This window comes from Amycolatopsis speibonae (assembly GCF_042647925.1).
Lineage (GTDB): Bacteria > Actinomycetota > Actinomycetes > Mycobacteriales > Pseudonocardiaceae > Amycolatopsis > Amycolatopsis speibonae.
Genome location: NZ_JBHRWK010000009.1, coordinates 227,145 through 241,461 on the forward strand (window position 1 = coordinate 227,145; position 14,317 = coordinate 241,461).

11 protein-coding genes and 2 tRNA genes are annotated in these 14,317 nt (G+C 67.5%); 5 read left to right on the top strand and 8 right to left on the bottom strand.

The annotated features are described in order from the left end of the window. Positions 1–118: 118 nt before the first annotated feature. From prfB to ACFOSH_RS05305, 4 genes are all read right to left on the bottom strand, one after another. Positions 119–1,222 (bottom strand): peptide chain release factor 2, encoded by a 1,104-nt coding sequence (gene prfB, locus ACFOSH_RS05290; RefSeq protein WP_020633848.1) that lies wholly within the window; start codon positions 1,220–1,222, stop codon positions 119–121. A 66-nt stretch (positions 1,223–1,288) separates the two neighbouring features. Further along, positions 1,289–1,789 (bottom strand): PadR family transcriptional regulator, encoded by a 501-nt coding sequence (locus ACFOSH_RS05295; protein WP_020633847.1) that lies wholly within the window; start codon positions 1,787–1,789, stop codon positions 1,289–1,291. 279 nt (positions 1,790–2,068) lie between these two features. Further along, positions 2,069–2,142 (bottom strand) — tRNA-Met (locus ACFOSH_RS05300). 83 nt (positions 2,143–2,225) lie between these two features. Beyond that, a complete protein-coding gene (locus ACFOSH_RS05305; RefSeq protein ID WP_378237528.1) occupies positions 2,226–2,819 on the bottom strand; it encodes a TetR/AcrR family transcriptional regulator C-terminal domain-containing protein in 594 nt (197 codons plus the stop codon). A gap of 93 nt (positions 2,820–2,912) precedes the next feature. Between ACFOSH_RS05305 and ACFOSH_RS05310 the strand changes: the two genes are divergently transcribed. Continuing rightward, a complete protein-coding gene (locus tag ACFOSH_RS05310) occupies positions 2,913–4,376 on the top strand; it encodes an FAD-dependent monooxygenase (protein WP_378237557.1) in 1,464 nt (487 codons plus the stop codon). A gap of 236 nt (positions 4,377–4,612) precedes the next feature. On the opposite strand, the gene ACFOSH_RS05315 is transcribed toward ACFOSH_RS05310, so the two are convergent. Beyond that, positions 4,613–4,686 (bottom strand) — tRNA-Met (locus ACFOSH_RS05315). 67 nt (positions 4,687–4,753) lie between these two features. Beyond that, positions 4,754–7,738, bottom strand: a complete 2,985-nt coding sequence (locus ACFOSH_RS05320; protein ID WP_378237529.1) for a UPF0182 family protein — start codon at positions 7,736–7,738, stop codon at positions 4,754–4,756. Between the two features lie 156 nt (positions 7,739–7,894). Here ACFOSH_RS05320 and ACFOSH_RS05325 point away from each other — a divergent pair, with 156 nt between their 5' ends. Next, entirely contained in the window at positions 7,895–8,443 is a 549-nt protein-coding gene (locus tag ACFOSH_RS05325; protein ID WP_378237530.1) for a PPA1309 family protein, read from the top strand. A 130-nt stretch (positions 8,444–8,573) separates the two neighbouring features. Here the strand turns inward: ACFOSH_RS05325 and ACFOSH_RS05330 are convergent, their stop codons facing one another. Next, positions 8,574–9,578 carry a YlbL family protein gene (locus ACFOSH_RS05330; protein ID WP_378237558.1) on the bottom strand — a complete coding sequence of 335 codons (1,005 nt, stop codon included), beginning with the start codon at positions 9,576–9,578 and terminating at the stop codon, positions 8,574–8,576. Positions 9,579–9,781: 203 nt separating this feature from the next. Between ACFOSH_RS05330 and ACFOSH_RS05335 the strand changes: the two genes are divergently transcribed. Then, complete coding sequence (locus tag ACFOSH_RS05335; protein WP_378237531.1) at positions 9,782–11,128, top strand: zinc-dependent metalloprotease; 1,347 nt, start codon at positions 9,782–9,784, stop codon at positions 11,126–11,128. A 6-nt stretch (positions 11,129–11,134) separates the two neighbouring features. On the opposite strand, the gene ACFOSH_RS05340 is transcribed toward ACFOSH_RS05335, so the two are convergent. Further along, on the bottom strand, positions 11,135–11,698 hold the full coding sequence (locus tag ACFOSH_RS05340; RefSeq protein ID WP_005167498.1) for a M48 metallopeptidase family protein: 564 nt from the start codon (positions 11,696–11,698) through the stop codon (positions 11,135–11,137). A gap of 162 nt (positions 11,699–11,860) precedes the next feature. Here ACFOSH_RS05340 and ACFOSH_RS05345 point away from each other — a divergent pair, with 162 nt between their 5' ends. Together ACFOSH_RS05345 and ACFOSH_RS05350 are read left to right on the top strand one after the other, a co-directional pair. Next, positions 11,861–12,895, top strand: coding sequence for a hypothetical protein (locus ACFOSH_RS05345; protein WP_378237532.1), 1,035 nt, complete (start codon positions 11,861–11,863; stop codon positions 12,893–12,895). 77 nt (positions 12,896–12,972) lie between these two features. Then, positions 12,973–14,313, top strand: a complete 1,341-nt coding sequence (locus tag ACFOSH_RS05350) for an ABC1 kinase family protein (RefSeq protein ID WP_378237533.1) — start codon at positions 12,973–12,975, stop codon at positions 14,311–14,313. Positions 14,314–14,317: the final 4 nt, after the last annotated feature.

Sequence of the window (14,317 nt, forward strand, 5' to 3'; positions counted from 1 at the left end):
TGCCTGTCGTTAAGCCCGGGTAGCCCGGTCCCGGCGGCCAAGCGAGCAAGGGACCTTTGGTGTCACTCTCTTCCGGAGAGTGACACCAAAGGTCCCTTGCTCTTCTCACGCAGGGTTGTTACGCGGCTCCGGACTGCTTACGCCAGCGGATGCCCGCCTCCAGGAAACCGTCGATCTCACCGTCGAGAACGGACGACGGGTTGCCGACCTCGAACTCGGTCCGCAGGTCCTTGACCATCTGGTACGGGTGCAGAACGTAGGAGCGCATCTGGTTGCCCCAGCTGGAGCCGCCGTCCTTGAGCGCGTCCATCTCGGCGCGCTCCTCCTCCTTCTTCCGCAGCAGCAGCCGCGCCTGGAGGACCTTCATCGCGGCCGCCTTGTTCTGCAGCTGCGACTTTTCGTTCTGACACGAAACGACCACGCCGGTCGGGATGTGCGTGATCCGCACCGCCGAGTCCGTCGTGTTGACGCTCTGGCCGCCGGGGCCGGACGAGCGGTACACGTCGACGCGGATGTCCTTCTCGGGGATGTCGACGTGGTCGACCTCCTCGACCTCGGGCATCACCTCGACGTGCGCGAAGGAGGTCTGGCGGCGGCTCTGGTTGTCGAACGGCGAGATGCGCACCAGCCGGTGCGTGCCCTGCTCGACCGAGAGCGTGCCGTAGACGTAGGGCGCGGTCACCTTGAAGGTGGCGGACTTGATGCCCGCTTCTTCGGCGTAGGAGATGTCGTAGACGTCCGTCGGGTAGTTGTGCCGCTCCGCCCACCGCAGGTACATCCGGAGCAGCATCTCGGCCCAGTCGGCCGCGTCGACGCCGCCCGCTTCGGACCGGATGGTGACCACGGCGTTGCGCGGGTCGTATTCACCCGACAGCAGGGTCCGGACCTCGAGCCCGTCGATGTCCTTGGTGAGGGCCGTGAGCTCGGACTCGGACTCGGCCACACTGGCGGAGTCACCCTCGGCCTCGGCCAGTTCGTAGAGGACACCCAGATCGTCGAGCCGCTGCCGCAGCTCGGAAATGCGTCGCAGCTCACTCTGCCGGTGGGACAGCTGGCTGGTGACCTTCTGCGCCGCTTCGGGGTCGTCCCAGAGGTTCGGGCTGGACGCCTGTTCCTCCAGCTCGGCCACCTGGGCGCGCAGCGCGTCCAGGTCCATCACCGACTCGATCTGCGTCAGCTTGCCGGTCAGGTCCTTCAGGGCCGCATCGAACTCATCACTCACGTCGAACAAGGTTACGGCAAAACCCACGACCGGTTGCGAGTAACCGGTCGTGGGCACCCGTCCAGGTCAGGACTGAGGGATGGAATCCAGCAGTTTCAGGGCCGCTTTGGCCTGGGCCTGCGCGAATTCGGCGACCGCCTTGGCGTACGGGCCGTCGGCCCCCTTGGTGGCGGCCTTGGCCTCGTCGAGCTGCTGGGTGTAGCTGGCGCGCGCGGACTCGAGCAGAGTCGAGCGCTGCTTCACCGTCAGCGAGCCGGCGTGCACGAGACGCAGGATCAGCGGACTGCGGAGGTGGTCAGGACCGGCTTCTGAGGACAGCCACGTCTTGAACGCCTTCTTGCCCGCCGCGGTGATGAGGTACTGCTGGCTCGACCGCGGGCCCTGCTTGCCGAGGCGGACGAGGCCCTCCTTCGACAAGGCGGGGAGCTCCCGGTACACCTGGCTGCGGGTCACGCTGAAGAAGGCGCCGAAACGCTCACCCGCCCCCGCGACCAGTTGCCCGCCCGTGGCGGGACCGTCGTGGAGAAGACCGAGCAGTGCGGCGGCTGTTGCATTCAATTCGGACACGTACTCTACGGTCCCACTTTTCCGAACCTGTGTCCACTGTGGTCAGCGCATCTGTCCATTGTGGCTAGTGATATGCGCTCATTCGGCCCAACGCACTACGCCTGTCCACAATGGACCGACCACGCTGCGCAACCGGCCTTCGCCACGGACAGCGGTACGCGTCCCCCGCCCCGACCAACGACGGTGGGTGATCGCCCCGGAGGGCACACGGGCAACGGAAGCGGAAAAGAAAGAAGCGCGGATCTGCGATTTCCGCAGATCCGCGCTTCGTTTTCTCTGTAGCGGGGACAGGATTTGAACCTGCGACCTCTGGGTTATGAGCCCAGCGAGCTACCGAGCTGCTCCACCCCGCGTCGTTGTGTTAATAGATTACACGGGGCCGAACCCGGGTTTCAGGGGGGTACCCTTAACTTCTCGAAGGGCCCTTGACCTGCCTTTATGGCGAGACTTTGTCATCCAGCCAAGCGAAGACGCCGTTGAGCACCATGGTCAGCCCGTCGCCGAACCTGCCCTCGACGTCCTCGTCGAAGACCCACGCGGTGTTCAAAATGTCGTACCGCGGGTCCCGCTCACCAGGAACCGGATAAACCGCCTGTTCTTCGATCGTGAAGCCGACGACGTAGCTGTAGACGGTGAACAGCGCTCGTCCAGCCAGGTACTGTTCGAGCCCGGCGTCGACGCGCCCCTGAAGCGGATTGTCACCGAGCAGGCTGTCATCGGTCATGAAGGTCCCGGAGAAGACCTTTGCCCCGTCACGGTAAGCGAGCATCATCCGGCGCAAGCCCCGTGACGCCACCTCAAGAGAATCCCGCTCCCCCAGGCCTTCCGGCACCCGGCCCGGCATCGCGTCGGCGTACATCCGTGTCGCCATCTCGTCGAGCAGCTCTTGTTTGTTCTTCACGTGCCAGTACAGCGCCGGCGCCTTGACGCCGAGCTCCTGCGCGATCAGGCGGAGCGTAAGCCCGTTGAGCCCGACGTCGTTCAGCAGCCGCAGCCCGGCACGGACGATGTCCTGCCTGGTCAGACTCACTTTCCACCTTCTTTCCCGCGGTAACGCCTTGACAATTTAACGATGTTAAGGGCACGCTGGGCGCAGGTCAATTTAACGTCGTTAAGGAGTGGTATGGACAACCTGGGGACGGACGTGGTCGTGGCCGGAGCGGGGCCGACGGGGCTGATGCTGGCCCACGAACTCGCGCTCGCCGGCGTCGATGTCGTGGTACTGGAACGGCTTCCAGAACGCACAGGACTGTCGAAAGCGCTGAACCTGCAGCCTCGCACCGCGGAAATGCTGGAGCTGCGAGGACTTCTGGACGGCGCCGAAGAGCGTTCGTTCACGACGGTGCAGGACGGACATTTCGCGATGATCCCCGTCGACTACCACGGTTGGGACACTCGATTCCCTTTCCAGCTGGGTATTCCGCAGGCCCAGGTCGAGGCGTACCTGGAAGAACGGCTTGCCACGCAAGGAACGAAGGTGGTGCGCGGAGCCGAAGTAATCGATTTCGTTCAGGACAAAGACTCCATCTCTGTCCGGTACCGAACAGACGGTGGCGAAACCCGGCTGCGCGCGAAGTACCTCGTCGGCTGCGACGGTTCTCGAAGTGTTGTACGAAAAGGACTGAACGTGGACTTTCCCGGTGTGGACGGTGAAGGCTTCGGCGTCGTCACGGACGTCCTGTTCGACAAAATCCCTGACGGTGTGCAAAAACAGTGGCGAACGATGCGGAACGTCGGCGAGCCGACCGGTGCGACCACGTTCAAAGGCCTGATTCCGCTGGGAGAACCGGGTCTCTACCGCTTCGTGTACGGCGACAGGGCCTCCAGGCCTGCGGACATCCGGTCCGCCGTCTCCCACGACGAAGTCCGGCAGGCACTGTCGGACTCGTACGGTGACTCCGCGACCGTGTCGGAAATCCGGTGGGCGTCACAGTTCTCCGATGCCGCGCGGCAGGCCGAGCGCTACCGCGTCGGGCGGGTACTGCTGGCGGGCGATGCCGCGCACATTCATTTCCCGGCCGGTGGCCAGGGGTTGAACCTGGGCGTGCAGGACGCCATGAACCTGGGCTGGAAGCTCGCCGCGACGGTGCGTGGCTGGGCCGGTGACGACCTGCTGGACACCTACGAGGCCGAACGGCACCCTGTCGGCGCTCAGGTGCTGCACAACGTCGCGGCTCAGCTGGGGCTGACTCCGCGGTCACACGAGTCTCGCGCTCTTCGCGACTTTTTCGCCGACCTGGTCGAGCTGCCCGAGGTGAACCGGCACCTGGCGGGGATGGTCTCCGGTCTCGGGATCCGCTACACGACCTACGGGACTTCGCACCCGGCGCTCGGCTCGCGGATGAACGACCAGGACGTCGCCACCGAAGCGGGCCCGCTTCGCCCCAGCACGCTCTTTCACAAGGGCGACTTCGTGCTCCTCACGACCACTCCGGCCCACGTCGACGCCGCGCGGGCTCACGCCCGCTCGCCACGCCTGACGACCCAGCTCGTCACGGCTCTACCGTGGCCGTCCACGGACGCTGTCCTCTACCGCCCCGACGGCTACGCCTGCTGGGTCGCCCCCACCCTCACCCCCACGCGATAGCAAAGGTCCCCCGCTACCGCCGCCGCCCCCCCAGACGACACCAAAGGTCCCTTGCTTCTCCCGGCGATACCAAAGGTCCCTTGCTCCCCTGCGCCTCGGGCACCTACGCAACCGACCACTTGGGGGGTCCAGGGGGGCGAAGCCCTCCCTGGCGGGGGTCCGGGGGTTCGACCCCCGGGGACAAAACGAAGGAGGCCCGGTCTGCGTAATCCGCAGACACGGGCCTCCCACCTCTGTAGCGGGGACAGGATTTGAACCTGCGACCTCTGGGTTATGAGCCCAGCGAGCTACCGAGCTGCTCCACCCCGCGTTGTGTCCCCTACCTTACGCCTGCGTTCCAAGCAGGCGCAAAGCAGGGGGCCTTTAGGTAAGCGAGGTCACCCTCCGGGCTTGCTGGTGGGCGGTGTGCTGGCCGGCGGGCTTGCCTTGGCTGCTTCGTAGGCCCTGTACGCGGCGTCGAGTGCGGCGAGGGCGGCACCCTGATCCGCGTAGTTGCCCGTCTGCTGAGCTGCCTTGTATTTGGTCCAGGCGTCGTGCATTTCGCCCGCGGCCTTGTCGAGCGCCGGGTTTCCGCTGGCAGGCGGCGGAGTCGTCGTACCCGGCGGCGGTGTCGTGGGCCCTGGAGTGCCGCCGGTCTGCGGCGGTGTGACCCCGGATCCGGTGCCCGCGCCGAAGACCTGATCGAGCGCTTCGTTCAGCGTCGGCGCGAAGCCGATCTTGGTGCCGTAGGAGACCAGGACCCGGGCCAGCTGCGGATAGCTCAGCTGGTTCCGTTGCCGGATGTAGACCGGTTCCACGTAGAGGAAGCCGTTGGCGACGGGCAGGGTGATCAGGTTTCCGTAGGTGACCGTGACATTCGGGTTGTTGAAGAGTGTCCGGTCCTGCGCGACCCGTGGATCACTTTGGAACCTGTTCTGGACCTGGACGGGTCCGTCCACCTGGGTCGCACCACTCGCTCCTGTGGGCAGTCTCAGGACCCGCATTCGTCCGTAGTCTTCCGGATCGGACGACACCGACATCCAGGCCGCCAGGTACTGCCGTTGGAGACCGGTCAGTGAGCTGGTGAGCTGGAATCGCGATTTGGCGTCGCCCGGCGCGGTGGCCAGGACGTAGTAGCCGGGCTGGTTGGCGATGCCGGAGGCGGAGGCGTTCACGCCGCCTTCCTGCGTCGGGTCCTGCGGGACGCTCCAGAAGGCCTGCTGAGCGTAGAACTCGGCGGGGTTGTTCACGTGGTACTTCGAGAGGAGTTCCCGCTGCACCTTGAAGAGATCCTCGGGATAGCGGAAGTGCGACCGCAGGTCCGGCGAGATCTCGCTGCTCGGCTTGACCAGGCCAGGGAAGACCTTCTTCCACGCGTTGAGCACCGGCTCGTTGTCCTCGACCCCGTACAGGGTCACGGTGCCGTCGAACGCGTCGACCGTGGCCTTGACCGAGTTGCGGATGTAGTTGATCGAGGAGTTCGCCTGGCGGGTGGTGCCGCTGAGCGAGTCGTTGGTCGCCTGGCCGAGCTGCGTCTGCTGGGCGTACGGGAAGTTGTTCATCGTCGTGTAGCCGTCGACGATCCAGATGATCTTGCCGTTGACGACCGCCGGGTACGGGTCGCCGTCGAGGGTCAGCCACGGGGCGGCCTTCGCGACACGTTCCCGCGGTTCGCGGTTGAACATGATCTTGGATCCGTCGCCGATGGCGTCGGAGAAGAGGATGTTCCGCTCTCCGTACTCGGCGGCGAAGACGAGCCGGTTGAACCAGTTGTCGATCGGCACGCCGCCGGAGCCCTTGTAGATGTAACCGCGGTCGACAGCGGTGTCGTACTCGCCGGGCGCCTGTCCCGCCGTGCCGCCGACGATCGCGTACGCGGCGTCGGTCGCGAGCTCGCCGTAGTAGATACGGGGCTCGTCCACCTTGATGCCCGGCTTGTTCGGGTCGGACGATCCGGCACCCGCCGGGTTCTGGGTGTCGCTGGTGGTGGCGATCGGGTAGCCGCCGTCGGAGTTGGCATCCTTCAGCGCGCGGTCGATCGTGTTGGCCGGCGCGGCGACGAAGCCGTTTCCGTGCGTGTAGACGAGGTGCTTGTTGATCCAGTTCGTCTGGTTGCCGGTGAGGCCTTCGGTCTTGATCTCCTTGGCCGCGACGATGTAGTCCTGCGTGACACCGTTGAGGGTGTAGCGGTCGATGTCCAGCTTGGACGGGAAGCCGTAGAAGTTCTCACGGCCGACGCGCTGCGTGAAGGTGTCGCTGAGGATGTTCGGGTCGAGGAGCCGGATGTTCGGAACGGTCCCCTTGTCCGCCTTGATCTCCGCGGAGGTCGCCTCGGACTTGCCGGTGTAGTCCTTGTACTCGACGTTGGTCAGGCCGAACGCCTGACGTGTCGCGTCCATGTTGCGCTGGATCGACGCCGATTCCTTCTCGTTGGCGTTGGGCTTCACGGAGAACTGGTCGAGCACCGCGGGCCACGCGACGCCGACGAGCACGTTCGACAGGATCAGCAGCACCAGCGCGATCGCGGGCAGCTGCAGATTGCGCAGGAACGCACCGGCGAAGAACGCGACGGCACAGATCACCGAGATGCACAGAAGGATCAGCTTCGCGGGCAGGACCGCGTTCAGGTCGGTGTAGGTCGCACCGATGAACAGCGGCGCCCCCCGATCGGAGAGCAACAGGTTGTAGCGGTCGAAGAAGTATTCGACCGCCTTCAGCAGCACGAAGATGCCGATGGTGATGGCGAGCTGGGCGCGGGTCGGACCGGCGAGCTGGCCGCCCTTGCCCGCGAGCCGGATGCCGCCGAAGACGTAGTGCGAGATCAGCGCGCCGAAGAACGCGATGACGACCGCGATGAAAAGCCAGCCCAGGAGCCAGTTGTAGAACGGGAGGTCGAAGGCGTAGAAGCCGACGTCGTTGCCGAACTCGGGATCGGTCTGGCCGAACGGGGTGCCGTTCAAGAACAGCTGCACGACCTGCCAGTCGCTCTGCGCGGACGCGCCGGCGATGAGCCCGGTCAGCACCGGGATGCCGATGCCGAACAGGCGGATCCGGCCGACGATCGCGGACCGATAGCGCGCGAGCGGGTCGTCGTTGCCGGAAACCGGCACGAAGACGGGCCTGGACCGGTACGCGATCATCAAACTGATCGCGAGCGCGCCTCCCACCAAGAGCCCTACGGCGAAGAACAAGACGACGCGGGTGATCAGCACCGTGCTGAACACCGTCCGGGCGCCTACCTCGCCGAACCACAGCCAGTCGACGTAGGTGTCCAGCAGTCTCGCGCCCAGTAGCAGGGCCAGAATGACTACGGCGGCGATGATGAGCAGTATCCGGCTGCGCCGGGACAGCTTCGGCAGGCTCACGGGGGGCCGAGTGGCCACTGCACACGCTCCTGGTTTGGTGAACTTTTCGCGGGGGCGCGCGTACCGCGTGCGGCCCCTGATGCTCTAACTCTACGGATGCCGTCGGAAGTTCCCGGAACCCGCCCAAACCGGACTCGGAAGGCCGCTGCCCCGACCGCCTGGAACGATGTGCCAATGGCACCGAGTGAGCAGCAGGGCGTGGCCGGCCTGGCCCGCGAAGTCGAGGAGTTCGTCGCCTCCGGAGGATGGGATCAGCCGCCGCAGTTGTTCGCGCTGGTCCCGACCGCGGCGCTGCTGGACGAGCAGCCCGAACTGGCCGGGCAACTCGACCCGTCGGCCCCGCTGACACCGGTCGCCCAGGAGTCGCTGCCGGACGGCGATCTGGGTGAAGCGCTGGCGCAGATCGCGTGGCCCGATCTGGTGCTGGGATGCGCGCTCGCGCAGGAGATCATCGTGTTGCCGCCGGACGCCGAAGCCGAGCTTCCGGTAGTGCCCGAGACCGATTCCGAACGCCTGCGTCAAGCGGCCGCCGACCACCCGCGCCGGACCGAGGCCCGGCTCGTGGCCGCGGTGCTGCGGGACGGTGCCGGAGCGTGCGTCATGCGGCTTCGCGGTGCCGGGCAGCCCGAAGAACCCGGTGACGTCCCTGTCGACGAGATCATCGAGAACCCGGAGCTGGCCCCGAACCTGCTCGAAGCCCTGAAAGCGACCATGCTGCCCTGACCTGCCAAAAGAGAGCAAGGGACCTTTGCTATCGCCGGCTCCCGACATCTGCCGGGCGATACCAAAGGTCCCTTGCTCTCGTCAGTCAGACCCGCGGGGCGATAGCAAAGGTCCCTTGCTCCCCCGGTGGTCAGCAGGAGGCGGTCGGCCGTCCCGCCTTGAGGTTCTCGAGCTGCGCGATCGCCTCGTCCAGCGTGGCCACCTTGATCAGGTTCAGGCCGTCGGGCGCGGCGGTCTTCGCCTCGGCGCAGTTGTGCGCGGGCACGAGGAAGTCGGTGGCACCGGCCTCGCGGGCACCGACCACCTTGAACGAGATGCCGCCGATCGCGCCGACGACGCCCTTCTCCGAGATCTCACCCGTTCCGGCGATATGCCTGCCGCCGGCGAGGTCGCCGGGCTCCATCTTGTCGACGATCGCGAGCGCGAACATCAGGCCCGCCGACGGGCCGCCGACGTCCTGCAGCGAGATCTTCACGTCGAAGGGGACATCGGCGCGGTCCACCGCGGTCAGGCCCATGAAGCCTTCCGGGCCATCGGGCCGCTGCGCGAGCGTGAGCGGCACCGTGCGTTCTTCCTGCCCGTCGGACTTGAAAGTGATCTGGACGGTCTGCCCGGGCTTCGTCCCGTTCAGCGCGGCCCGCACATCGGTCGCTTCCTTGACCGACTGCCCGTTGACCACCAGAAGCCGGTCACCCGGGGCGAGCACCTTGTCCGCCGGGCTGCCGGAGACGATCGTCTTCGCGAGCACCTTCACCGGGAACTTGCGGCGCAGCGCGGCGACCTGAGCGGCGGTCTGCGAGTCCTGCAGCTGCTGGATGTTCTCCTGGCGGACCTGCTCGTTGGTCTCGCCCGGCTTGAAGTACTCCTCGCGCGGAGCCAGCGCGTACCGGCCACTCGCCCAGAGCCCTAGCGCGTTGAACAGCGTGATGCCACCATCGCGCAGGGAGACCGTCGTCATCCGCAGCTCGCCGGAGGTCTGGAAGATCTCGTGCCCGTTGACCTGGATCACCGACTGCCCGGCGGCGTCCTTGCCGAGGGTGTCGTAGGTCGGGCCGGGGCTGATCGCCACATACGGCACCGGGATGAAGAACCCGACCAGTGCGAAGGCGACGAACAACGCGCCACTGACCAGCAGTGTCCAGCCGCGCCGGGTCAGCCGCCGTTCGGAGCGGTCCTGGTCACTCGCGGAGCCCGCACGGCTCCGCGCTGCTGTGGTCTCCTCCGGGGGCTCTGTCACGCGTGACAGCGTACGGTGACGGCGTTCGCTTCGCGGTGAAGGCCACGCTCATCACTCCACTTGACGGGCTCCGGGTCCCAGGACCCGCGTACGGTGGTGCCATGAGCAAACCCCCGTTCGGCTTCGGACCGCCCGATCCCGACAAACGAGGCGAGAACGAGCCGTCGGATTCCGGCGGCCAGCCCTCCGGCGCCGAAGCCTTCAATCAGCTCGGTCAGATGCTCAGCCAGCTGGGCCAGATGCTCAGCCAGGCCGGCAGCTCGACCGGGCCGGTCAACTACGACCTGGCGAAACAGATCGCGTTGCAGAACCTCGGCAGCGAAAGCGGCGACTCCAAGCTCGGCTTTTCGTCCTCCAGCGGCGGCGACTCGAGCACAGCCGTCCGTGACGCCGCCCACCTGGCAGAGCTGTGGCTCGACGCCGCGACGATCCTGCCCGCCGGAGCGACGACGACCGTCGCGTGGTCCGCGCGTAACTGGGTCGAGAAGACCCTGCCCACCTGGCAACGCCTCTGTGACCCCGTCGCCCAGCAGGTCTCGGGTGCGTGGGTCCAGGCCCTGCCCGAAGAGGCCAAGCAGGCCGCCGGTCCGCTGCTGTCGATGATGGGGCAAATGGGCGGGATGGCCTTCGGCTCCCAGCTCGGTAACGCCCTGGCTCAGTTGGCTTCCGAAGTGCTCACCTCCTCCGAGGTCGGACTTCCGCTCGGCCCCGCGGCCACCTCCGCGCTCCTGCCGGCGAACATCGAGAAGTTCACCGAGGGCCTGGAGCTGCCGACCAGCGAGGTGCTGGTCTTCATCGCCGCGCGCGAGGCCGCCCACCAGCGGCTGTTCGCCCACGTTCCCTGGCTGCGGCAGCGGCTGCTGGCCACCGTCGAAGAGTTCGCGAGCGGTATCTCCGTCGACACCTCGGCGCTGGAACAGCTCGCGGGCCAGATCGACCCGTCGAACCCGGCCAGCATCGAAGAGGCCATGTCCTCCGGCCTGCTCGAGCCGCAGACCTCGCCCGAGCAGAAGGCGGCGCTGAACCGGCTGGAGACCCTGCTCGCACTGGTCGAAGGCTGGGTCGACGTCGTGGTCGCCGAGGCCATCGGCGATCGGCTCCCGGGCGCGGACGCGCTCCGGGAGACGCTGCGCCGCCGCAGGGCCACCGGTGGTCCCGCCGAGCAGACCTTCGCCACCTTGGTCGGGCTCGAACTCCGGCCCAGGCGGATGCGGGCGGCCTCCGCGCTGTGGAAGCTGGTCGGCGACCAGCACGGCATCGAGAAGCGGGACGGCCTCTGGTCCCACCCCGACCTGATGCCGACCGCCGAGGACCTCGACGAACCGCTCGACTTCGCCGAACGTCTCGGCGATGGCGAGTCGACCCTCGAAGGCGTCGACCCGATCGCCGAGATCGAACGCGCCGAGCGCGAGAAGAACAAGCCCAAGGGCGACGAAGACAAGAGCTGAGGCACGTCAGTCCTCCGCCGCGATGCCCCAACCGGCGGCGGAGGACAGGCCCTCCAGATAGCCGATGGCGCGCTCGGTCTTGGGATAACGGCGAACGAGCTCCCAGAACGCCGCGTTGTGCCCTGGTTCCTTCAAATGCGCCAGTTCGTGCACGAGGACGTAGTCCAGCACCCAGGCCGGCACCCGGCGCAGGCGATCACTGACCCTGATCGTCGCGTCGACCGGCGTGCAGGACGCCCACCTCGTCCGCATCGGCGGCACCCAGCGAACGCTCGCGGGTATCGCCTTTCCGTCCAGATACTTCGCCGAGAGCACGGCGCAGCGCGCCAGCAGCGCCTCGTCCGAGGCCTTCGGCGGTGCTGCCTGCCGCGGCCCCTTGCGCAGCAGCTTGCGCTGCATCTCGGCTACCCAGTGCTTCTCCTCGGCCCGGGTCATCCGGGCAGGGATCAGCACGACGAGGGTGTCCTCGTCCCAGTACGCGGTGACGGTCCGGTGGCGGCGTTGGCTGCGCCGTACCTCGACCTTGTGTTCGGGAGTGTCCGACGGATTCGTCGTGTCCCGGCTCCTCAATGAGGGCGTCCGTGCTTCGACCACTCGACCACGGTAAGGCCAGTCACCGACAACTCCGAGGGCCGAAAGGTCACAGCCTCGAGTTGTCCACAACGGGGTCAGCCTGTGGATAACTCACGTTTTCTCGGCGCTCGGCCGACGAACCGGTGCGATCCTGTGATCATGAACCTGCGCGAACCGGATCTCCGATCGATCATCCTGCCCGCCTTCCCGGTCCTGCTTCCCGGCCTGGATGTGCTGGAACGGGGGAACGGCGAGATCCAGGTCGGCCTCGACCCCGCACACGCCGTGGTGATCGCCGGAGTCGCCACCGAGGTGGCCGAAGCGCTCCGGGGACTGGACGGGAAACGGGCCGCCGACGACATCGTGCTCGCGCAGAGCGAACACGACGAACAGCTGCGGGACCTGATGACCGACCTGACCGCCCGGGGACTCGTGACCGACGCGGGGGAACCTCAGCGGCATCCGAGACAGAGACCGGAGACAGGGCTCTGGTCGCTCCGCGCCCGCCACCATCAGGCGGCCATGACCGCGTGCCGCGAACGCACCGCGGTGGCGATCCACGGCGACGGCAGGCTGGCCGTGGCCATCGCCGTCCTGCTCGCCAACGGCGGAATCGGGCACATCGACATCCGGGCGTCGGGCACGGTGCGCGAACGCGATCTGGGCTCGGGCTTCACCGAGGCCGAAATCGGCATGCCGCGCCGGGAGGCGATGGCTCAGGTGGTGCACCGGGCCGGGGCGGACACGTCGACCACCCGGCTCTACTCGGACCGGCGGCCGGAGCTCGCGCTGCTCACCGACACCGTGGTGCCGGCTCCCGAAGTGATCGAGGAACTCGTCCGGGACGGGATAAGCCACCTGCCGGTGCGCGTCCGGGACGGGGTCGGCATCGTCGGACCGCTGGTGGTGCCCGGCCGCAGCAGCTGTCTGCGCTGCGCGGACCTGCACCGCGCCGGCCTCGACGAGGCCTGGCCGAGGGTGGCGAGTCAGCTCGCGGGACGGGTGCAACGGCCGGACCTCGGCGCCGTGCAGGCGTGCGCCGCGCTGGCAGCCGCGCAGGCGCTCCGGCTGCTCTCGCCCAGCGACCAGGCGCCGCCCGCGTGGAACGCCACCCTGGAGATCGACTTCTTCGACGGCGCGATCCGCCATCGCGACTGGCCGCCGCACAGCGGCTGCGGATGCGGCGCCCGGTGATACAGCGAGCGACGTAGCCCACACACACGTCCTCGACAGGCTGCGCAAGCGGAGTGAATCAAGGCAGAATCGCGAGGGTGACCGACTCCCGCAACGCCGAGGACCGAGAAGCCGCCATCCCCCGCAACGGGGCAGCGCGAACGGCGAAGCTGGCCAGTATTCCGCTCGGCATAGCGGGCCGGGCTGTCGGCGGCTGGGGCAGGCGGCTGACCGGGCAGAGCGCCGAAGAGGTCAACGCGACACTGTCCGCCAAGGCCGCCGAGCAGCTCTTCGAGGTCCTGGGGACGCTCAAAGGCGGCGCGATGAAGTTCGGCCAGGCCTTGAGCGTCTTCGAGGCGGCGGTGCCGGACGAGATGGCGAAGCCCTATCGCGAGGCCCTGACGAAGCTCCAGGCCGCGGCGCCGCCCATGCCCACCCGCCAGACCCACCGGGTCCTCGCCGAGCAGCTGGGACGCACCTGGCAGCAGCGGTTCTCCGCGTTCGACGACGAACCCGCCGCGTCCGCGAGCATCGGCCAGGTCCACCGCGCGACCTGGCACGACGGCCGCGAAGTCGCAGTCAAGGTGCAGTACCCCGGAGCGGACGACGCGTTGCGGAGCGACCTTCGGCAGCTCCAGCGTTTCAGCAGGTTGTTCCAGGCCTTCGTGCCGGGGACCGAGGTGAAGCCGCTGCTGGCCGAACTCGCCGAGCGGATGAACGAAGAGCTCGACTACCAGGCGGAAGCCCAGAACCAGCGCGCCTTCGTGAAGGCGTTCGAAGACGTCCCCGGCTTCTTGATCCCCCGTGTGGTCGCCAGCGCGCCGAAGGTCGTCGTCACGGAGTGGGCCACCGGCACCCCGCTGTCGAAGATCATCGCCGGCGGCGACAAGGAGGCCCGGGACCGCGCGGGCCGCCTGCTCACGGAGTTCCACTACTCGTCACCGGAACGGGCCCGGCTCCTGCATTCGGACCCACACCCCGGCAACTTCATGCTGACCGCCGACGGCAGGCTGTGCGTGATCGACTTCGGCGGGGTTTCCCGGCTGCCCGAGGGGATTCCGCAGCACCTCGGCGAGATGACCAGGCTGGCACTCGACGGCGAGTCCTCGAAGCTCATGCGGCTGCTCAGGGAGTCCGGTTTCATCCGGCCCGACGCGGAACTGCAGGCCGATGACGTGCTCGCTTACCTGGCGCCGTTCACCGAGCCGCTGGCGGGCGACACGTTCCACTTCACCCGCCGCTGGATGCAACGGCAGGCGGGCCGGGTCGGCGACACCCGCGGCCGGGACTTCCGGATCGGCCGCTCGCTCAACCTGCCGCCCGAGTACCTGATGATCCACCGGGTGACCGCCGGATCGACCGGCATCCTCTGCCAGCTCGACGCGGAGATCCCTGCTCGCGCGATCGTCGAACGGTGGCAGCCGGGCTTCGCGGCCTGAGAAG

Excerpts from the sequence above, each read along its gene's own strand:
- ACFOSH_RS05310 (WP_378237557.1), top strand. The coding sequence starts at position 2,913 with ATGGACAACCTGGGGACGGACGTGGTCGTGGCCGGAGCGGGGCCGACG.
- ACFOSH_RS05325 (WP_378237530.1), top strand. The coding sequence starts at position 7,895 with ATGGCACCGAGTGAGCAGCAGGGCGTGGCCGGCCTGGCCCGCGAAGTC.
- ACFOSH_RS05335 (WP_378237531.1), top strand. The coding sequence starts at position 9,782 with ATGAGCAAACCCCCGTTCGGCTTCGGACCGCCCGATCCCGACAAACGA.
- ACFOSH_RS05345 (WP_378237532.1), top strand. The coding sequence starts at position 11,861 with ATGAACCTGCGCGAACCGGATCTCCGATCGATCATCCTGCCCGCCTTC.